Raw genomic sequence first — 19,628 nt, forward strand, 5'->3', positions numbered from 1 at the left:
AATTACATAAAACCCCTTGACTTTTATTTCAAACTATTCTAGTATTAATTCCAATAACTTAAATGAACTTAAGCAATGACGAAGAATAGTAATCTATTTTGACACTCTAGAGAGCTGGTGGTTGGTGTAAACCAGTGTGATCGTTTAGATGAATGGGCTTCCGAGCTTCCAAACCGAACTAATTTCAGTAGGCTTTGGCGAAATGGTCTCATCGTTACAAGAGACAAATATCAAGCATGGTTGCTTGATATTGCTAAAGTGAGCTGTTTTCAGCTAATAAAGGTGGTACCACGGTCCCTCGTCCTTTTTTTGGATAAGGGACCTTTTTGCGTTTCTAATAAACTACATACCTAAATCTTCGAGTAAGAGGAGTAGACAACAATTAAAGCGTTGCAGAGAGCTGGTGCAGGTGGGATTCCAGTACGTGGATTGTTGTTGAATGGACTTACGAGAGGTTTCCTGAACATTTGAGTATGGAAACACGGAATTCCGCCGTTATACGGATAGGATATCGGATATCGAAAAGCGAAAACGCCTGTACTTGCACGTCCTGGGCGTTGGAGCTAGACAATTGGCATCCCGTATCTGAAAAAAGATGAAAGGTTTTTCTTTCAAATGAGGTGGCACCGCGGTCACATCGTCCTCTATAAACACATCCATATTGTGTTTATAGAGGACTTTTTTATTTTAAAAAACAGAAGGGAATGAACAGGATGCAGGTAACCAATAAAACTTATATGTTCAAGAAAATGGATGCTGCCTACTTAACACCAATACACATATTCAAACAATTATCAGGAAAAAAAAGATTCCTGCTAGAAAGCACGTTCCAACATGAACAAAAAGGAAAGTATTCCTTTCTTGGAGTAGATCCATATCAAGAGATTATTGGAACGGAAAATAAAACAACAATCCGTCACCGTGAAAAAAACACGATTGAATTTCATCCAGAACATGCGCTAAACCATATCAAAAAGCACATGCCAAAATTTGAAACAGACTTGCTATTGCCCTTTTTTGGAGGCGCAATTGGTTATATCGGCTACGATTCAATTCGGCACTTTGAAGACATTGGCAGTCCCCTGCCGGATGACTTGAATATGCCTGACATTCATTTCATGCTTTATCAAAATGTTATTGTTTTTGACCATACTGAAAACCAGATATACTTAATTGCTTTGAACCTGGATAATCAGCCGGAAAGAGTACTAGATGAACGTATCGAGGTATTAGAAAAAGCATTAACTAAAACTGAAAGTCACAGCGAACGAAATTTTAGTCCAATTGAATTCGAAGCCGAAATGACTTCCGAAAGCTTTCAGGAAAAAGTAAAAGTAGCAAAAAGGCATATTAAACAAGGTGATATTTTTCAAGTAGTTTTATCACAACGTATGACAGCGACGATTGATGAGCATCCAGAATTTCCATTTTATTTTTACGAAAAGCTTAGAACAGCAAATCCTTCACCATATATGTTTTATATCGACTTTGAAGACTATGTAATTTTAGGAGCTTCTCCTGAAAGTTTAATTCAAACCACTGGTAATGAAATAATTACAAACCCAATTGCCGGTACCAGAGCACGCGGAACCACACCGGAAGAGGATGAAGCATTGATGGGGGAACTGCTTGCCGATAAAAAGGAAATTGCTGAGCATCGAATGCTTGTCGACCTTAGCAGAAATGATCTTGGCCGTGTTTGTGAAACTGGCAGCATCACCATTCCGACCTACATGAAAATCGAGAAATATCAGCACGTAATGCATATCGTCTCTGAAGTAAAAGGAAAATTAAAGAAGCATTTAACTGGAATTGATGCTCTTATCTCCTGCCTCCCTGCCGGCACAGTCTCTGGAGCTCCTAAAATAAGGGCGATGCAAATTATTAACGAACTCGAAGATAAAAAACGCGGGGCATATGGTGGTGGGATTGGTTACATTAACTTTAACCATGATTTGAATATAGCCCTTACGATTCGGTCTCTCATTCTTAAGAATAAGAAAGCATATTTACAGGCAGGCGCAGGAATAGTGTACGATTCGATACCAGAAAATGAATATCAAGAAACATTAAATAAAGCAAGATCACTAATGGAGGTGCAGAAAATTGATTCTTTTAATTGATAACTATGATTCATTCACGTATAACCTATATCAATATTTTTCAGAGTTAGACCTTGAAATTCAAGTTATCCGAAACGATAAAATTTCAATCGCTGAAATTGAAGAGCTCGAACCAAAAGCGATTATCATTTCTCCTGGACCAGGTTTACCAGACAAAGCAGGCATTTGTATCGAATTGGTGAAACACTTTCACACAACCATCCCTATATTGGGCGTATGTCTAGGTCATCAAGTAATTGGAGAAGCGCTGGGAGGCAAGGTTGTTCCTGCAAAGCAAATTATGCATGGCAAAACCTCACTTGTTGCCCATCAGAATACTGGGGCTTTTAAGGAATTGCAAAACCCGATTGAGGTTATGCGCTATCATTCTTATGTGGTTGATCGGGACACATTACCCGAGGAGTTAGAGGTTGTTGCATATGCGATAGAAGATGGAGAAATCATGGGGATCAAGCACCGAGACTTTCCACTGTACGGACTTCAGTTCCACCCAGAATCAATTGGCACATTATCCGGCAAAACAATGATTCAAAACTTTATGGACGAAATTAGAAAGGAGTTCTTAACCAATGAAACCGTATCTTAAAAAATTGATGAATCGTGAGCATTTAACAGTAACAGAAATGAAGGAAGCTGCAAATTACTGCTTTACAACGGATGTGACTGAAACCGAAATAGCTGGATTTCTAACGGCGTTACAGATTAAAGGAGAAACTGCTGACGAAATCACTGGACTTGTTGAAGTAATCCGTGCCAAGTCCTCCTATCAAACGAGTCCAATCCAAGATGCAATGGACAACTGTGGTACCGGTGGTGACGGGTCCAATAGTTTTAATATTAGTACCACCTCGGCATTTGTTATCGCCGGGGCTGGCGTTACAGTAGCAAAGCATGGAAATCGGAGCATCTCCAGCAAAACTGGAAGTGCTGACGTACTGGAACATTTAGGCGTCTCCCTCTCATTCTCCAACGAGCATGTTAGTGAAATGCTTGCAGAAAATAAAATTGCATTCTTATTTGCTCCACATGTTCACGAAGCACTTCGCCCTTTTTCAGTCGTTCGAAAACATTTGGGACTGCCAACAATTTTCAATGCGATTGGCCCACTGACAAATCCGATTGAGCTTGATACCCAACTGATTGGTGTATATCGTAAAGATTTACTGCCAATTATCGCAGAAGCAGCAAAGAAATTGGGCAGACGCCGAGCAGTTATTGTAAACGGAGCTGGGTCAATGGATGAAGCTTCTCTAGCTGGAGACAATCACTTGATTATCCTCGAGGATGGGAAACTCACTGAAACAACAATCCATCCAGAAACGGTTGGCTTATCCATTTATCCAAATGAAAGTATCCGCGGTGGGGACGCAAAGGAAAATGCGGAAATTCTCAAATCTGTTTTAAACGGGATCCCTGGACCATACTTGGATACGGTTTTATTAAATGCAGGACTTGGACTATTTACAAATGGTAAAGCAAAGAGTCCTCAGGAGGGGATTGAATTAGCACGCGAAAGCATCCAATCAGGCGCAGCTTTAGAACGATTACAGCATTTAGTAGCATACAGCAAAAAAATTCCAAGTGGGGTGTATTAAATGACTTTCTTAGAGAAAATTTTAACCGAAAAGGCAAAAGAAGTTGCCAAATTAAAAACGAAAACGATTGAGCAGAAAAACCACTCTCCAATACCTACTTTCAAAAGCAGAGTCAAGGGTGCAGCACATATGAATATTATTGCTGAAATCAAACGTTCCTCCCCATCAAAAGGAGCCATTCATATGAATGTAGACCCCGTTAAACAAGCAACACAATATGAACAAGCTGGGGCCGCTGCTATTTCTGTACTGACAGATGAACCTTTTTTCAATGGATCGATGGACGATTTACGAGCTGTTCGAGAAGCTGTAGACGTTCCGATTTTATGTAAGGACTTTATCATTGATCCGGTTCAAATTGATCATGCAAAAGCCGCTGGGGCAAACATTATTTTGCTCATCGTTGCCGCCTTATCCAAGGGACAATTTACTGAATTATACAACTATGCAACAAGTCTTGACCTAGAGGTACTCTGTGAAGTTCATAATGAAGAAGAATTGAAATCCGCATTAGAAGTAGATCCGGAGATTATCGGAATCAATAATCGTAATTTAAAAACATTTGAAGTCGACCTTGGGACAACAGAGAAGCTCGCTTCTCTGCTAACAAAGCAAAATGCAATTCTAATTAGTGAGAGTGGAATGAAAACAAAGGAGGATGTAATACGAGCTGCTGATGCAGGGGCTAATGTTGTTCTCGTCGGTGAAACACTGATGCGATCAGACAACGTAGATGAAACCTTCAAACAGCTGAAAATTCCACTACCAGTGAAAGGGGCGAATTAAATGGTCGTCAAAATTTGCGGCATTAAAACAATCGATGCAGCCGATGCGGCAGTAAAGGCCGGGGCAGATTATATCGGATTTGTATTTGCCGAGAGTTCGAGAAAAATCTCCCCTGAGGAAGCTGCGATGATTGCAAGCTCCCTCCCTGCTTCTGTTAAAAAGGTTGGTGTTTTTGTCAATGAAACGGTGGAGACAATGAAGGAGACCGCTCAAACAGTTGGCTTAGATACCATTCAATTACATGGAGACGAACCTCCAGAGGTAGCGGAGCAGCTGCCGTATGAAATTATTAAAGCATTTCCGGTTAATAAAGAAACACTACCTGCCATTCGCTCTTATCCATGCGACTATTATTTACTAGATTCATGGAGAGGCGGAAGCGGCATTGCCTTCGATTGGAGTTTAGCTGATCAGCTATCCATCAACCGGGCAAAAATCATGCTAGCTGGCGGACTTACTCCGGAGAATGTTACAAGAGCAATAAACACTGTCAGGCCAGCTGCCGTTGATGTATCCAGTGGTGTGGAAACAAATAAAGAAAAAGACCTTAATAAAATAGAGCAATTTATAAGAAATGCTAAATTGAATGAGTGGGTGGAGGGTTAGTTCCTTTGCAAGCCGGTATGGTGCTATAAAATAAGAGGTTGGTTCTTTTGCGGGCGGAGGTGGTGTCTTAATACTTAAGGATGGTGCTTTAGCACGCGGCATGGTGTCTTAATACTTGAGGATGGTGCTTTAGCGCGTTGAGATGATGTCATAATATTAGAGAGCGGTTTTTGTACAGTGATTTATAGTTAACTAAACTTTTATAAATGATAAACGAGGTGTAATATATGTCAATTTATACAATGCCAAACGAAGCAGGTAAGTATGGACAATTTGGAGGGAAATTTGTCCCCGAGTTATTAATGCCAGCCGTCATTGAATTAGAAGAAGCCTATGAGAAAGCAATGAACGATCCAGAATTTATCCAGGAGTTAAACTACTATTTGAAGCAATATGTTGGGCGGGAAACACCATTATATTACGCCGAGCAACTTACCAAATCACTTGGTGGTGCTAACATCTATCTAAAACGAGAAGACTTAAATCACACAGGTGCACATAAAATTAATAATACGATTGGGCAAGCATTACTAACATTAAGAATGGGAAAGAAAAAAGTAGTTGCTGAAACAGGTGCAGGCCAGCATGGTGTCGCAACGGCAACTGTTTGTGCATTACTCGGATTAGAATGTGTTGTCTTTATGGGTGAAGAAGATATTCGTCGACAAAAGCTGAATGTATTTCGAATGGAGCTGTTAGGAGCTGAAGTACGTGGAGTCTCACAAGGTAGCGGAACGCTGAAGGATGCGGTTAATGAAGCATTGCGTTATTGGGTTAATCATGTTGATGATACCCACTATATTATCGGATCCGTTGTTGGTCCGCATCCATTTCCTAAAATCGTACGTGATCTTCAATCTATTATCGGGAAAGAGACAAAAAAACAAATCCTCGATCAAACTGGTAAACTAGCAGATGCAATCATTGCTTGCGTCGGTGGTGGTAGTAATGCAATGGGAATGTTCCACCCATTTATCGAGGATAAAGATGTAAAGCTATTCGGTGTAGAAGCTGGTGGTGCTGGTCTTGATACAAATCAGCATGCTGCAACTTTAACCGGTGGCGATGTCGGTGTATTACATGGAACATTAACTTACTTACTACAAGATAAGGAAGGGTTAATCGAGGAAGCATTCTCCATCTCTGCTGGTCTTGACTATCCTGGAGTAGGTCCTGAGCATAGCCATTTGCATGAAATAAATCGGGTAAAGTACACATCCATTACAGATGATGAAGCACTTGAAGCTTTCCAATTTCTATCCAAAACTGAAGGAATTATTCCTGCATTGGAAAGCGCACATGCAATTGCATATGCAATGAAGCTTGCAATAGAAATGCCGCAAGACGAGACCATCGTCGTTTGCTTATCAGGGCGTGGGGATAAAGATGTCGAACAGGTGAAAGATCGGATTGGAGGGAACATATAATGGGTAAAGCAAAATTAGAAAAAGCAATTCAAGATAAGGCGAGGGTGAATGAGAAACTCTTCGTTCCTTATATGATGGCAGGCGACGGCGGGCTCGATCGCTTAGAAGAAACGATTTATTTCTTACAAAATTGTGGGGCTGCAGCAATTGAAGTTGGTATCCCATTCTCCGACCCAGTAGCAGATGGACCAATAATTCAAGAGGCCGGTATACGTGCATTAAAACATGGCACAACCTTAGCAACGGTTATCGATAAACTAGCAACCTTTAAAGATAGACGTTCAATTCCAATAGTTATCATGACTTATTTAAACCCAATTCTAGCCTACGGAATTGATCGATTCACCAAAGATTGCTTACAAGCGGGAGTTGATGGCGTCATTATACCTGACATCCCGATGGAAGAGGAAGGAATCATTGCTAGTTCTCTGCAAGAACAAAACATTGCTTTTATTCGCCTTGCAGCAATGACAAGTTCAGAGGAACGCTTAATAGAATTAGCAAAACGTTCAGAAGGATTTCTGTATGCTGTTGCTGTGAAAGGAACAACTGGGGAACGTGAAACACACGATACGAAAGTGCATGATTATTTGAAATTGCTCAAGAAAAACAGCTCTATCCCTGTTCTAGCAGGGTTCGGTGTATCAAATGCTGAGCAGGCACAACAGCTTTCCAAAGCATGTGATGGTGTCATTGTTGGGAGTAAAATTGTCCAGCTTTTACACGAAGGAAAATTAAAGGACATCCAGCAATTAATAAATGGAAGTATTCAATCAAACGTGCAAAAAGTTCGGTAAAACACACATGTCCAGATAGCTTCTATGTGAACGCGAACTAATTTAAAAATTCTTAACGCTAATTGTTGCATTTATCTTTACAATTATCGCAATTAGCAGTAAGCTTAGCATGTAATTCGAATAAATAAATAAATAAATACGCACTAGGGGAGCTGCTTTGCTGAGAAAGACGTTTCGCGCCTGACCCTTTGAACCCGAATTAGATAATACTAGCGTGGGGAATGTGCAGTCGACAATGGATCGGATATGTTATCGCTGGATAAATTTATCAAAGACTGCATTCTATTTGATGCAGTCTTTTTTTAGCAAAAGCGTAGTCCTGTTAGCGCTGCATGAACTTAGTAAAAGGAAATACGGTGTTTGCGTCATGAGGTCAGGGAAATACCACTAGGTCTTTAACATCATCGGCGCAGTAGCTAGCAGCTCTCAAAAAAGTAATTTTTCATCGGAGGTGTCTACATTGAAGAAACATTGGGCTTTTATCGATACCGGCTTCCAAGATGCTTCGTGGAATATGGCGTTTGATGAGTGCTTAATCAACTGGCATCATGAAGGTAAAATCCCGCCGACATTACGATTTTACGGCTGGAAAGCACCTAGTTTATCTGTCGGCTACTTTCAAAAGGTTGACAACAAAATTGATTTCGATGCAATAGAACGACACAGTTGCCAATTTGTTCGTCGTTTAACTGGTGGCAGTGCAGTCCTTCATGACGATGAGCTAACGTATAGCCTTGTTATTTCTGAGAATGATCCAGATATTCCTGTATCCGTTCAAGAAGCATACCACGTACTATCTAAAGGGGTGTTTGAAGGGTATCATAACTTAGGTATTCCAGCTGAATATGCCATTTTAGACAGAGATAGCGCCAGAGGGAGAACAGCAATATGTTTTGAGAAACCAGCCTTCTACGAAATGGTTGTAGACGGCAAAAAGCTTTCCGGAAATGCGCAAACAAGGAAAAAGGGTGTCCTCATGCAACACGGTTCGGTTCCAATGAGTATGGATACCGAGATGCTTTTTGATTTATTCCTGTTTTCTTCCGGACGGATACGAGAACGAAGTCGAGCCGCATTTTCCAAAAAAGCGGTTACAATTAATCAATTAACGAATCGAGAACATCATTATGACATGTTAACACAGGCATTCAAAGAAGGATTCAAAAAAGGATTAGACCTAGAACTCCACCCTTTGCAGTTAACAGAAACCCAATGGGAAGAAGTGCAGCAATTAGCACATTCAAAATATGAAACGAGAGCATGGAATATTAACTCAAATAAGGAGCGTGCTAGCATTGGCTAAACAGGCAGAATATATTCGTAAACCAGAATGGCTAAAAACAAAAATCAATACAAATGAATCCTATAAAAAATTGAAGCATTTAATGCGCGATAAGCGATTAAACACAGTATGTGAAGAAGCAAAATGCCCAAATATTTATGAATGCTGGAGTGAGCGTAAGACAGCAACATTTATGATTCTAGGTGATACGTGTACTCGAGGATGCCGATTTTGCGCGGTTAAAACAGGTCTTCCAAGTGGGCTTGATTTAGGGGAACCAAAGCGAGTTGCTGATTCCGTTTCCATTATGGGGTTAAAACACGTTGTTGTGACAGCGGTCGCGCGTGATGACCTAGAAGATGGAGGTGCAGCAGTTTTTGCCAATACTGTACGGGCAATCCGCCATCAGAATCCAGGCTGCACAATTGAAGTCCTGCCATCCGATATGAAAGGGGATTATGAAAGCTTACATACACTTATGGATAGCGAACCAGATATATTCAATCATAATATTGAAACCGTTAGACGATTAACAAAACGCGTTCGAGCCATCGCAAGATACGACCGATCCTTACAGCTCCTCCAACGCGTAAAGGAAATTGCACCAAATATACCTACGAAATCCAGTATTATGGTTGGTTTAGGAGAAACAAAGGAAGAACTCATTGAAGCAATGGACGACTTGCGTGCACATGATGTGGACATTGTTACAATTGGGCAGTATTTACAACCAACTAAAAAACATTTAAATGTTGAAAAATATTATCATCCAGATGAATTTGAAGAATTAAAAAAAATCGCACTTGAAAAAGGCTTCTCGCATTGTGAATCTGGACCATTGGTACGCTCTTCTTACCATGCGGATGAACAAGTAAGCCAATCTTCCGCACAAAAACGAATTAAGTATATGAAAGGCTATGAAACACAAGAGAATAAAAAAGTTGATTTTCAATTTTAAATAACAGACTACTTATAAATCCCCCTGGTCACTTATAAAATGGTTAAGGGGGATTTATCGACAGCATGATCTTCCATCCAACAAATATCCTCTCCCCTCTCTTGGAAAGTGAAATAATAAATACTATCGCAACTTTTATCTCCACTTTAAAACTATCTTTTCTTACTATAGCTACACCTACTTCATGTGCAGCATTTTCATTTAAATAAATTTATTAGACTATTATACAAGCATTGTGAATATATCTGCATATCTTAATAGTAAATACATCACCAAAGAAAGGAGCAGTAGTTTATGAGCTATCCTAACTGTTCATGCGGTCACAATGACTGTGTTTGTGAAGTAGTAAGGAAAATAGTTGCCGCACAGAATCAAGTAGCTGATAGGAATAAGCACTGTAGCAGTAGCTGCAACGACTCTATAAGAGAATTATATTCCCAAAATCATAGTATAAATAGGAATACAACTATCCCATTTATTCTATTTAACAAAGGCAGTCTTAAACCATTTATTGCAAGCGGTGTGTACAAGAAGAAAAAAAAGGGATGTTGCGAGGATGCGTTTTTCGCTGCTCTCGAAACACCAGTCTTACGGGCAATACGATTTATTCCACATACATGCTGTGTCGAAGTTGAATTATTACAGCCGGTAAATGAACACGGTATTCCACTGACGCACGGAGGTAAAAATCTAGTTGATTTCTTTAAAGATAAATGTCATCGACAAACAGTAAACTTCAAAAAAACCGGTATATGTATCACGCTAGATTTAGAATGTTTTTGTGCGATCACTTGCTTATCGCCAATCAAACTCTTGCCGCGGCGCTCTCATTCTTCAAACTGTTAGGAACAGAAGCGCAAGCGCCTGGTTAGCGACGTACGGACTGCGCTCCGAACTGTGGGGAGTTGGAGTAACTAAGTTGCCCACTGCATTCAAATTTTATAATTTCCTAGTTATTTTACCAAAACAAATAGAAAGACCCTAAAGCACTTTATTTAGGGTCTTTCACTTCTGTTCTTCCGAATTGTTTTTTCGTTGATACTTTCGCTCACTTTGTGAGTCATCCTTCGTTTTTGTCTTTTTCTTCTCGTCCTGACTTTCTATTTTTAAATCTTCCATCGGAATATCATCGACAAACTTCTGCTCTTTCTGTTCATCTAGCTTCGTTCTTCTCTCCTCATTCCACTTTGGTCTTTCATTTGTAGAAGAATGCTTATTCTCACTGCTCATTTTCATCTCACCTCTACGCTTCTTTTTCTTTCCTCTTCCTTACTTTCCATATTTCTAAACCTCTATCATGTAAAAACTAATTTTTCTTGGTATACTTTATGGATTGAAAAAGGACGGAGGTTACGTTACGATGAAAGAATTTGAAAGTATCAAGTCAATCGAACATATAGAAACATTTATAACAGAAAACCGACTCGCATTCCTTTATTTTTCCCGACCGAATTGTAGCGTCTGTCACGGATTATTACCACAGGTTCAACAATTGATGAATTCCTACCCACAAATAAAAACAGCTCACATTAATGTAGAGGAAGTGCAAGAGGTAGCTGGACGTTTTTCAATCTTCACCATCCCGGTTCTATTGCTTTTCGTAGATGGAAAAGAATATATACGGGAAGCACGGATTGTACATTTGGATTTATTAGAAGAAAAGATACGGAGAATTTATGAAAATGTGCTTGAATCCTAATGATTCAAGCACATTTTCACTTATTATATTTCTCTTCGCATTGCTTTTAAAACATCAATTTGTGTAGCTCGTTTTGCTGGACGTAAACCAGATAAAATGGTCACAAGCAAACAAATCCCGACGGATATTAAAACAAGACTGACAGGTATCATTGAAAACTGCAGCTGCTCTGGCAGCTCTTCCTGAAACGCAAATTCAATAATTAATGGCAAACCGAGATTAACTAAAAAGCTGACTAGATAAGCTACTATGGTACCAATTAATGCCCCAACAATCCCGATATAACTGCTTTCCAGCAGAAAAATTTGTTTAATTGTTTTCGGGTTTGCACCAATCGCCTTCATAATTCCAATATCTGGCGCACGTTCAGTTACCGCCATTGTCATTGTATTATAAATACCAATTGAAGCAATAAGAATCGCAATCGTACCGACTAGAATTAAGCCTGCTTTCATAATCGTAAATAACATGTTGATCTGCTTCATCTCACTAACAACGGAATATGAAGCATAATTTGAATCGTCGAGTTCATCCACTATAGTCTGCACTGCTTCTAGGTTCGTTGCATATACTTTTACTTCATCAAATGCATTGACAGTTGCTGAATCAAGCTCGTCTCCATCAACACCTAATTCTCCTCCAGGTGTGCCAGTATAAGCTTCCACGCCAGCAAAAACCTCACCCGAAATATATACATTCTGATCTTGTACCCACTCTTTCGTTGGCTTTTTTAAAATTCCAACAACAGTAAGCGGAGTTGTCTGTTCCTCCCCATCGACGTCTAAATCCTTCTTCACTGTCATATTTAACGTTTGTCCAATTAAATCGGCTTGGTACAGATATTCATCTTTAATTTCTCCAGATGCTTCATCATAAATATCCTCATCTTCCACATCCTGTACAAAATAATCCAGAAAATGATATCCTACAACAACTTCATTCGGCTTTTCCGGCAGCCTTCCTTCATCAAGTTCCAACCCAGCATCTACCTCAGACGGAAAATGTGCTGCTACAGCAGTTGTTTCCGATTGATAGTCATCCAATGAAAAGGTTGGAAATTGACGTAGCTGATTTCTCCGCGTTACGGCATTAACATTATCAATAGACTCTAAGTAATCAATATCTTCCATCGTTAAGGAGCGATAATTATCATCTTCTTCTATGTGCCCATAAATATCAATTTCTGTAACAATTTGTTGTTCCAATGTATCCTTAACAATACTCTCTTGTAACCCATATCCGACAGATGCTAAAACAATAAGAAAGGCACATCCCATTGCCGTTGCTAGAATAGTCATCCCTGTTCTTACTTTATTCTTTTTAATATTCTGCAGAACGAAGCGAAATTGATCTTTTATTTTCATTGGGATCTTGCCCCCTCTACAATTCGTCCGTCACTTATCGTAATCGTACGATCACCAATTGCCGCTACTTCGTCATCATGGGTAATGATAAGAAACGTGATTTCCATTTCCTGATTCAGCTGTTTAATAAATTGCAGCAGCTCTGTCTCTGTTTCACTATCTAAACTCCCTGTTGGTTCATCAGCGAGGATTAAAGGCGGGTTTAATACTAATGCTCTTGCAATACTGACACGTTGCTGCTGACCACCAGATAATTCACTTGGATAATGGTCGGCAAATTCTGTTAAGCCGACCTTCTCCAAAATAGCAAGCGTTATTTTCTTGCGTGATGATTCGCTTTCACCCTTTAAAATTAATGGCAATTCAATATTTTGAAAGGCTGTCATACTCGGAATCAGCTGGAAGCTTTGAAAAATAAATCCCATATGCTCTAAACGAAAATCTGCAAACTCAGCCTCCGTTAAATCACTTACTTGCTGATCGTTTATCCAGATTCCGCCCTCAGTTGGACGAATAAAACCACTAATCAAATTAAGTAAAGTAGACTTTCCTGAACCACTTTTTCCAACAATCGTTACAATCTCGCCTTTATTTACTTGAAAGGAAATATCCTGAAGGACTGATAACGTTGTTTCCTGCTTTTTCTTGCCCAGTATAAAGTGATGGCTTAATTGATTTACTGTAATCAAAATAAATCCCCCATTATTCATCCAATTCGATTGAATGGATATCCAGATTATAATCGATATCCTGTTTCTTTGGATTCTTCATTGTTATCTTTCCTTCATACAGTGTATCTCCTGTTTTTAAGTGAACAATGTGAAGCGGGAGATCCTGTTCTGCATTTTTAGTTGCAGGAACAACATACACCTTATCACCATGTATTTTATACATGTAACCTTGTTCATCGGTAACATCCGGGATAGCAATTGTTTGCTTTGCTTCTAATTCTTCACTTTCAATATTATAAGAAGTTAACTTAAGTTTTCCTTCGACATCCTCTGTAAAATAAATTATTTCATCATTCACTGCATATGGAAATGCATTATTTGAAATCTCTTTTGGTAATTTTATTTCTTCTTTTTCCCCTGTCGCCAAGTCGTATTGAAAGAGTTCACGATCGATGGTTTCATAGGTTGATTCCCACTCATCAATAACACTTTCCTCTATAAGTCCTTCTTCAAATACAACCTGTTCCATTGGTTGCTGGATATCCTCCCATTTATTGTTGACTATTCGAACTTCCCTGTATTGGTTGGATGAATCCTCGTCTTCTTTCGCTGTAATGATAGCTTCGTTTTGAATTGTTTCTGCTGCAATATCGACTAAATAAACTTGGTAAGCTGTAATATCTTTCTCCGATTGCTTATCATAGCTATAGTTACGCGATATAATTTTTAATTGTCCATCAATGATATGAATTCCCTCTACGTCCATCGAATAAATCATGCTATTTTTATTCACTGGAATAGGTGCCTGAAAAGAAGTCTCCTCTTTCGACACTTTGTCTAATATGCCTATATCGAGTTCAAAATCATTTGGTTGATAGCCATTCATTGTATCCCATGTTAAATTGACATATACGAGCAAGTTTTCATCCTCATAGAAATGATACGGAGTCATACTTTTTCCACGCATGAAATTCCTATAGTCTTTCTGGAGTCGTTCCATTTTAGGTCTTTGATTTACTCCTAAAATACGTTCAAAATACGAATACTCACTCCAATATGTTGTACCATCAGCATTCAGCTGAAATGAATCACCTATGCCCTCTTGAATAAAACTAGCCTCTAGAGTAAGCTTCTCTATCTCCTTTTCGTCCCCGTTTACTGTTTCAAAAGCAAATTCAGGCAATCTGCTTGTAGCTGTACTTGTTTGTATATAAAACGCTCCAATCACAAGCACAGTGAAACTAACAAGTAAAATTAACTTCCAATAACGTTTCATCCTAATCCTCCCTCCTTAAACCCGTATCTTTCTTGTTAATAAATGATTACTCATCCATATGGATCCAGCCGTAACAAGTAATCCAGTCACTAACATAAGCATAAATAGCTCTTCTGGATAGAAATAGTTATAAAGCATAAATTCCTGCACGAATACCGGTAAGAAAAATACAATCAGAGCTAGTGCTCCATATCCAATACCTAATAAAATTCCTTTTAAACGATAGCAGCGCTCAAACATAATGATCGTGAAAAGTACAATCACGGCCATAAAACCGATACCATAATGGATAGCAAATTCTGCAATTGAGTACGGAAGCATAATTCCCAGTCGATCAAAGTTACGAATCATCTCATTAATCGATAAATCCCAGCGCAAATCAATTGGTACCATCCATTGTAAAATCATGCGTTCCAACGGCAATAACAGAATCTGTAAGCCAACCAATCCTAGAACGAAAAGAAATATTGCTGAAGCCTTAGCCAGATATACATTTAAACGTGCAGTTGGCAGCATAAGCAACCGATAAATAAACGTATTCTTGCCAAACCAATCACGATACCAAATAAAAAGTGAATAAATCAATAGCGTTACAATACAAAGTGCGATTGGACCTATAAAAAAGATTGAATTGGTGACATCATTGAAAGACATTCTCCCATACTGCTCAATAAACGTCTCGATTGCCATATGGTCTACATTCATCGCTTGATTGGCATTATTTAAATAGCTTTTAGAGACAACAATTACTGCAGCAAGCTGTGAAATAATCGTTATGCCAATTAAAGCAATATATACTTTCATAAAGCGTCCAAGCTCAAAATTTACAAGCTTTACATATCTATTCATTGCTGGTACACCTCTCTCATCACATCAACAACCGATTTCCCTTCATTTTCGCGAATCTCTTCGGAATTAAATGCTTTTACCACAATACCATCATCCAATAAGATTACCTGATCAATTAAATGCTCAATATCATTAATCTCATGTGTTGTAATGATAACCCCGCGATCTTCTACTAAATGACTTGTAAATACCTCAGCGATTTGCTCACGGCTGAAAATATCAATTCCAGAGAAAGGCTCATCCATTAGAAGGTAATCAACATCTAATGCTAAGCCTAAAAGGAGATTTACTTTGGCAGTGTTCCCTTTTGAAAGACTCGAAATTTTTTCTTCTGGTTTTAATTTAAAAAATCCAAGCAGTTCCGTTGCTCGCTCTTGGTTCCAGCTCTCGTAAAAATCCTGCATGAATTGCATCGATTGTCCAATTGTCATTTGCGGAAGCATGGTAATTGCATCTGGGATAAACGTAATTTTTTCATAGCTTTTCTTATTGATTTTTGCCCCGTCAATAAGGATTTGACCACTGTTGATCGGTGTTAATGCCATAATTGCGTTTAAAATCGTTGTTTTCCCAACGCCATTAATGCCAATTAGACATGTAATTTCTCCCTTGGCGGCAGTAAATGTTACACCCCTCAGCACTTGTTTTCGTCCAAACTTTTTCGTAATATCTTTAACTTCAATCACCTTATTTCCCCCCTTCTTCCTCACTCTGTCTTTGATATTTTTCTTTCATTACTTCTACAAGCTCATCAAAAGGAACTTGGATGCGTCGTATCGATGTAATAAAAGAATCGACCGCTTCCTCAAGCAACTCTCCTCTAACCGCAGCAAGTACATGTTCATCCTTCGTAATCCTACTTGGGTTGTTGCCTTCCGTATATATCAATCCTTCTTCCTCCATTTCCTTATATGCTCGTTGTGCAGTATTTGGATTTATTTTTAACTGATTGGCTAATTCACGCCTTGATGGAATCTCCTGCCCGGGTTCAAATGTTCCTGTTGCTATTTTTTCTTTAAATTGACGGACAACCTGTATATAAACTGGATCCCGTTTATTAAAGCTTACACTCATCAGCACACGCTCCTATACTTCTCCTAAGTTCCCAACCTGTATTACATGATTAATACACCATTTGCCAAAAAATGCGTATTAACCTGTATCAATCATTTAATACACCCCTTACAAAAAAAGCGTATTAAACGATTAATACATTCTATCGTGTATTATATGCTTCATACACACGAACTGTCAATAAGTTTTTTTCGACAATCTTTCTTAGATTATTTCCTGGGAAATATATTTCAACAATGTATGATTTTCTATTTGTTTTTTGTCGAAAACCCTCTGCTCTATGATAAAGCGAAAATACATTGAGACTGAGACAAAAGTATTTTTATGTGCAAATAACCGCTTCAGAAATATACTTCGCTTTCCACGGGGGCTACGTATATTTCCTACGCTAAGTTTGTGGTCGTTCGTCTTTAACATTAAACACTTTCATTATGTCCCAGTCTCATGTTAGTACCACAAGGTATGACCTAAAGGCCCTTGAACAGAATCAGGAATTCCCAAGAAGTTTAGTCCTTACCTTCACGTTTTTTGATTCTTTCACATTTAAAAATTGGGGCTATTACCATACGGTTAATGCATGATAAGATAAAATAGATAAAATTAGATTAATAAACAGAAGGATGATTGGTAACGATGAAAGTTGTCTCTTGGAATGTTAATGGTATTCGTGCATGTGTAAGGAAAGGGTTTCTAGATTATTTCCGCGAAGTAGATGCCGATATTTTCTGTATTCAAGAATCAAAATTGCAGGAAGGACAAATCGAACTTGACTTGGAAGGATATGAACAATATTGGAATTACGCTGTTAGAAAAGGCTATTCAGGAACAGCAGTATTCACAAAGAAAAAGCCGATTCGGGTTACATATGGATTAAATAGTGAAGAGGTCCAAGAAGAGGGAAGAATTATCACATTGGAATTTGAAACGTTCTTTTTAGTAAACGTCTATACTCCAAACTCTAAAAGAGACTTGAGCAGACTGGATTATCGTCTAGAGTGGGAAGATGAATTATATAGCTATTTAGAGCAATTAGATGCCATTAAACCAGTTATCTATTGTGGTGACCTCAATGTTGCCCATCAAGAGATCGATCTAAAAAATTATAAAACCAATCACGGAAATTCCGGATTTACCACTGAAGAACGTGGCAAAATGACACGCTTACTTGACTCAGGTTTTGTCGATACGCTACGATACTTTCACCCTGAAACAGAAGATATTTATACTTGGTGGTCTTACATGAAAACGATTCGCGAAAGAAATATTGGCTGGCGGATAGATTACTTTATCGTCTCAAAGAGACTTGTCCCAGCTCTTAAGGATTCAAAAGCTGATATGTCAATCATGGGAAGTGACCACTGTCCAATCATACTCGAAGTAGACAGTCTGTAAAAAATCTGGTATTCGTCAAGTCTCCTGAAAAAGAAAGTGACTTAGGAAAGGATAACAATCTCCTTCCTGCCAATTAACTACTGTAATCGTTTGTTCATACGCTGTTCATATTTACGTTGTACACTATATACAACGTAAAGGAGAGATTAGTGTGAAGCATTACAGTACAATATTATTACGTTTCTCGGCTTTTTTTGCACTGCTTGGAGCAGTTATCGGCTCTCATATGGCAGGCGCAGGAGGATATGAGTTTAAAACGGTTCATGCGCATATCCTCGTTGTCGGCTGGTTGTCTTTGTTTGCTTTTGCAGTTTTTTATAAACTATTTACACCAGCAAATCGAACGGTGGCAGCAATCCATGTTTGGACTACAATCATCGGTACCTTTGGCTTAACAATTGGTATGTGGCTTTACTTTGTTCGTCCTTTTAATATCGGAGATACATTCACAACCGCTTTTTTTATTGTCGGAGGAACGGTATTATTAATTAGCTTTGTATTCTTTTTTATTTTAACATTTATGAAAACAGAGGAAGTGAATAATAGCGCTGCTAAACGATGATAAGACAGCCGCCTGAAACATAAGCATGTCACTTCCATCCAAAAATTATAACGGCATGACATCAGAAATTCAGATTGATGCCATGCCGTTTATTCACATTATTGTATTATTTTTTTAAAATAATCAATGATTCCAAGAGATCCTACCTGTAAGTCGAGGTTTATTAAAATATAAACCTCATGCTCATCAGGAATTCCTTTTTCTCTTAAGTGTTCCTGGATTTTAGTAAGCAATCGCTGCGAAATTACATCATAGCCTTTTCCTTCAATTACTGTCTGCTCACCAACCTCCATAAATACCTCAAGCCAACTTTGAACCTGATTTAATGCCTCTTCTATGTTTTGCGTCATCCCAAAATGACCAAAGTAGATACGGTCAAGGTTCTTGTCGCGAATTCGTTTAATGGAAGCTTCCATGTCGTTTGGATTAAAATGATTGGGAGATGTAGAAGGTAAAAACAGATCAACTCCATTTGGAACGAGCTGTTCGTAACGCACACCTACTGTATCTCCTGTAAACATTCCATTGCTTATAGGATCATAAATACTAATGTGATGCTTTGCATGTCCAGGTGTATCCCAGAATTCAAGTGTACAATTTGGGCCAATTTCCAATATGTCCCCCTCACCTTTTACAAGCAATCGATCTTCTGGTACAGGAACTATTGGATCAAACAATTCAGAGAAGCTGTCACCATAAACCGCTCTTGCTCCTGCAGCAAGCTTTTTAGGATTAATTAAATGTCTTTCCCCCCGCGGGTGGACAATGATGGTGGCATTCGGGCATTCCCTTAGCAATAAACCCGCTCCTCCTGCATGATCCAGGTGAATATGAGTAACAATAATATACTTTATCTCATCTAATGCATGTCCAAGCGCTGCTAATCCTGCCTTTATATACTTCACCGATGGACTTGGTCCAGTTTCAATGAGTGTTAATGCTTCTTCTTGGATAACATAAGTTCCAGTCCGATTAGCTACATCTAAGTCAAATCCATCAATTAAATAAATACGATCATCAAGCTTAATTGGATTCTTTTCCTTCATAAAACTTTCCCCTCCCGAGAATGCAAGCACATACTTTTACGTTCATATTATCACAAAATTCCCTCTTTCACATCATTTTTTACTAGAGCAGCACCTCACAAGCAATATATCCGAGTAATCC

Annotated in this window: 21 protein-coding genes, 1 riboswitch and 2 other annotated features; of the genes, 13 read left to right on the plus strand and 8 right to left on the minus strand. The window is 38.7% G+C overall.

What is annotated here, in order from left to right; translation table 11 throughout:
• Nucleotides 1-66 precede the first annotated feature (66 nt).
• Nucleotides 67-309: a binding site (T-box leader), on the plus strand.
• Nucleotides 310-349: 40 nt separating this feature from the next.
• Nucleotides 350-648, plus strand: a binding site (T-box leader).
• 65 nt (nt 649-713) lie between these two features.
• From trpE to D1B32_RS24605, 10 genes are all read left to right on the plus strand, one after another.
• Entirely contained in the window at nt 714-2,123 is a 1,410-nt protein-coding gene (gene trpE / locus D1B32_RS14920) for an anthranilate synthase component I (protein ID WP_392391112.1), read from the plus strand.
• The gene (locus tag D1B32_RS14925; RefSeq protein ID WP_095311674.1) at nt 2,107-2,709 is read left to right on the plus strand and encodes an anthranilate synthase component II; all 603 of its coding nucleotides are present in this window, start codon (nt 2,107-2,109) and stop codon (nt 2,707-2,709) included. The genes trpE and D1B32_RS14925 overlap by 17 nt, the downstream gene beginning before the upstream one ends.
• The gene (trpD, locus tag D1B32_RS14930) at nt 2,693-3,718 is read left to right on the plus strand and encodes an anthranilate phosphoribosyltransferase (RefSeq protein ID WP_095311671.1); all 1,026 of its coding nucleotides are present in this window, start codon (nt 2,693-2,695) and stop codon (nt 3,716-3,718) included. Before D1B32_RS14925 ends, trpD begins: the two co-directional genes overlap by 17 nt.
• A complete protein-coding gene (gene trpC, locus D1B32_RS14935) occupies nt 3,719-4,504 on the plus strand; it encodes an indole-3-glycerol phosphate synthase TrpC (protein WP_118889764.1) in 786 nt (261 codons plus the stop codon).
• Nucleotides 4,505-5,110, plus strand: coding sequence for a phosphoribosylanthranilate isomerase (locus D1B32_RS14940; protein ID WP_095311668.1), 606 nt, complete (start codon nt 4,505-4,507; stop codon nt 5,108-5,110).
• Nucleotides 5,111-5,337: 227 nt separating this feature from the next.
• Nucleotides 5,338-6,537 carry a tryptophan synthase subunit beta gene (gene trpB / locus D1B32_RS14945; protein ID WP_095311666.1) on the plus strand — a complete coding sequence of 400 codons (1,200 nt, stop codon included), beginning with the start codon at nt 5,338-5,340 and terminating at the stop codon, nt 6,535-6,537.
• Nucleotides 6,537-7,334 (plus strand): tryptophan synthase subunit alpha, encoded by a 798-nt coding sequence (gene trpA / locus D1B32_RS14950; RefSeq protein ID WP_095311665.1) that lies wholly within the window; start codon nt 6,537-6,539, stop codon nt 7,332-7,334. Before trpB ends, trpA begins: the two co-directional genes overlap by 1 nt.
• 135 nt (nt 7,335-7,469) lie before the next feature.
• Nucleotides 7,470-7,573, plus strand: a riboswitch (TPP riboswitch).
• Between the two features lie 221 nt (nt 7,574-7,794).
• On the plus strand, nt 7,795-8,637 hold the full coding sequence (locus D1B32_RS14955) for an octanoyltransferase LipM (protein ID WP_118889765.1): 843 nt from the start codon (nt 7,795-7,797) through the stop codon (nt 8,635-8,637).
• Nucleotides 8,630-9,574: a lipoyl synthase gene (gene lipA / locus D1B32_RS14960; RefSeq protein ID WP_118889766.1), complete on the plus strand. Its 945-nt coding sequence runs from the start codon at nt 8,630-8,632 to the stop codon at nt 9,572-9,574. The genes D1B32_RS14955 and lipA overlap by 8 nt, the downstream gene beginning before the upstream one ends.
• A 294-nt stretch (nt 9,575-9,868) precedes the next feature.
• Nucleotides 9,869-10,420, plus strand: coding sequence for a CotY/CotZ family spore coat protein (locus D1B32_RS24605; RefSeq protein ID WP_095311663.1), 552 nt, complete (start codon nt 9,869-9,871; stop codon nt 10,418-10,420).
• 159 nt (nt 10,421-10,579) lie between these two features.
• Here D1B32_RS24605 and D1B32_RS14970 read toward each other — a convergent pair whose 3' ends face one another.
• Nucleotides 10,580-10,804: a YczO family protein gene (locus tag D1B32_RS14970; protein WP_095311661.1), complete on the minus strand. Its 225-nt coding sequence runs from the start codon at nt 10,802-10,804 to the stop codon at nt 10,580-10,582.
• A 130-nt stretch (nt 10,805-10,934) separates the two neighbouring features.
• Here D1B32_RS14970 and D1B32_RS14975 point away from each other — a divergent pair, with 130 nt between their 5' ends.
• A complete protein-coding gene (locus tag D1B32_RS14975; RefSeq protein ID WP_095311660.1) occupies nt 10,935-11,273 on the plus strand; it encodes a thioredoxin family protein in 339 nt (112 codons plus the stop codon).
• Between the two features lie 23 nt (nt 11,274-11,296).
• On the opposite strand, the gene D1B32_RS14980 is transcribed toward D1B32_RS14975, so the two are convergent.
• From D1B32_RS14980 to D1B32_RS15005, 6 genes are read right to left on the minus strand one after another with little or no spacing between them, the layout of a single operon-like run.
• On the minus strand, nt 11,297-12,637 hold the full coding sequence (locus D1B32_RS14980) for an ABC transporter permease (RefSeq protein ID WP_095311658.1): 1,341 nt from the start codon (nt 12,635-12,637) through the stop codon (nt 11,297-11,299).
• Nucleotides 12,634-13,326 carry an ABC transporter ATP-binding protein gene (locus D1B32_RS14985; RefSeq protein ID WP_095311657.1) on the minus strand — a complete coding sequence of 231 codons (693 nt, stop codon included), beginning with the start codon at nt 13,324-13,326 and terminating at the stop codon, nt 12,634-12,636. Before D1B32_RS14985 ends, D1B32_RS14980 begins: the two co-directional genes overlap by 4 nt.
• 13 nt (nt 13,327-13,339) lie before the next feature.
• Nucleotides 13,340-14,584 (minus strand): hypothetical protein, encoded by a 1,245-nt coding sequence (locus tag D1B32_RS14990; RefSeq protein WP_095311655.1) that lies wholly within the window; start codon nt 14,582-14,584, stop codon nt 13,340-13,342.
• Nucleotides 14,585-14,599: 15 nt separating this feature from the next.
• Entirely contained in the window at nt 14,600-15,433 is an 834-nt protein-coding gene (locus tag D1B32_RS14995) for a hypothetical protein (protein ID WP_095311653.1), read from the minus strand.
• Nucleotides 15,430-16,119, minus strand: coding sequence for an ABC transporter ATP-binding protein (locus D1B32_RS15000; RefSeq protein WP_095311652.1), 690 nt, complete (start codon nt 16,117-16,119; stop codon nt 15,430-15,432). Before D1B32_RS15000 ends, D1B32_RS14995 begins: the two co-directional genes overlap by 4 nt.
• A gap of 1 nt (nt 16,120) precedes the next feature.
• On the minus strand, nt 16,121-16,507 hold the full coding sequence (locus D1B32_RS15005) for a GntR family transcriptional regulator (RefSeq protein WP_095311650.1): 387 nt from the start codon (nt 16,505-16,507) through the stop codon (nt 16,121-16,123).
• Nucleotides 16,508-17,140: 633 nt separating this feature from the next.
• Here D1B32_RS15005 and D1B32_RS15010 point away from each other — a divergent pair.
• Both D1B32_RS15010 and D1B32_RS15015 read left to right on the plus strand, forming a co-directional pair.
• The gene (locus tag D1B32_RS15010; protein WP_095311648.1) at nt 17,141-17,899 is read left to right on the plus strand and encodes an exodeoxyribonuclease III; all 759 of its coding nucleotides are present in this window, start codon (nt 17,141-17,143) and stop codon (nt 17,897-17,899) included.
• Nucleotides 17,900-18,050: 151 nt separating this feature from the next.
• Complete coding sequence (locus tag D1B32_RS15015; RefSeq protein WP_095311646.1) at nt 18,051-18,461, plus strand: hypothetical protein; 411 nt, start codon at nt 18,051-18,053, stop codon at nt 18,459-18,461.
• A gap of 98 nt (nt 18,462-18,559) precedes the next feature.
• Here the strand turns inward: D1B32_RS15015 and D1B32_RS15020 are convergent, their stop codons facing one another.
• Nucleotides 18,560-19,507 (minus strand): MBL fold metallo-hydrolase, encoded by a 948-nt coding sequence (locus D1B32_RS15020; protein ID WP_095311644.1) that lies wholly within the window; start codon nt 19,505-19,507, stop codon nt 18,560-18,562.
• Between the last annotated feature and the right edge of the window lie 121 nt (nt 19,508-19,628).

The sequence above is a fragment of the Oceanobacillus profundus genome (assembly GCF_003515705.1).
Classification (GTDB): domain Bacteria; phylum Bacillota; class Bacilli; order Bacillales; family Amphibacillaceae; genus Oceanobacillus; species Oceanobacillus profundus.

What these genes read in the sequence shown, in the direction of transcription:
- trpE (WP_392391112.1), top strand. Translation starts at nt 714, where the DNA reads ATGCAGGTAACCAATAAAACTTATATGTTCAAGAAAATGGATGCTGCC.
- trpD (WP_095311671.1), top strand. Translation starts at nt 2,693, where the DNA reads ATGAAACCGTATCTTAAAAAATTGATGAATCGTGAGCATTTAACAGTA.
- trpC (WP_118889764.1), top strand. Translation starts at nt 3,719, where the DNA reads ATGACTTTCTTAGAGAAAATTTTAACCGAAAAGGCAAAAGAAGTTGCC.
- D1B32_RS14940 (WP_095311668.1), top strand. Translation starts at nt 4,505, where the DNA reads ATGGTCGTCAAAATTTGCGGCATTAAAACAATCGATGCAGCCGATGCG.
- trpB (WP_095311666.1), top strand. Translation starts at nt 5,338, where the DNA reads ATGTCAATTTATACAATGCCAAACGAAGCAGGTAAGTATGGACAATTT.
- trpA (WP_095311665.1), top strand. Translation starts at nt 6,537, where the DNA reads ATGGGTAAAGCAAAATTAGAAAAAGCAATTCAAGATAAGGCGAGGGTG.
- D1B32_RS24605 (WP_095311663.1), top strand. Translation starts at nt 9,869, where the DNA reads ATGAGCTATCCTAACTGTTCATGCGGTCACAATGACTGTGTTTGTGAA.
- D1B32_RS14970 (WP_095311661.1), bottom strand. Translation starts at nt 10,804, where the DNA reads ATGAGCAGTGAGAATAAGCATTCTTCTACAAATGAAAGACCAAAGTGG.
- D1B32_RS14975 (WP_095311660.1), top strand. Translation starts at nt 10,935, where the DNA reads ATGAAAGAATTTGAAAGTATCAAGTCAATCGAACATATAGAAACATTT.
- D1B32_RS14980 (WP_095311658.1), bottom strand. Translation starts at nt 12,637, where the DNA reads ATGAAAATAAAAGATCAATTTCGCTTCGTTCTGCAGAATATTAAAAAG.
- D1B32_RS14990 (WP_095311655.1), bottom strand. Translation starts at nt 14,584, where the DNA reads ATGAAACGTTATTGGAAGTTAATTTTACTTGTTAGTTTCACTGTGCTT.
- D1B32_RS14995 (WP_095311653.1), bottom strand. Translation starts at nt 15,433, where the DNA reads ATGAATAGATATGTAAAGCTTGTAAATTTTGAGCTTGGACGCTTTATG.
- D1B32_RS15005 (WP_095311650.1), bottom strand. Translation starts at nt 16,507, where the DNA reads ATGAGTGTAAGCTTTAATAAACGGGATCCAGTTTATATACAGGTTGTC.
- D1B32_RS15010 (WP_095311648.1), top strand. Translation starts at nt 17,141, where the DNA reads ATGAAAGTTGTCTCTTGGAATGTTAATGGTATTCGTGCATGTGTAAGG.
- D1B32_RS15020 (WP_095311644.1), bottom strand. Translation starts at nt 19,507, where the DNA reads ATGAAGGAAAAGAATCCAATTAAGCTTGATGATCGTATTTATTTAATT.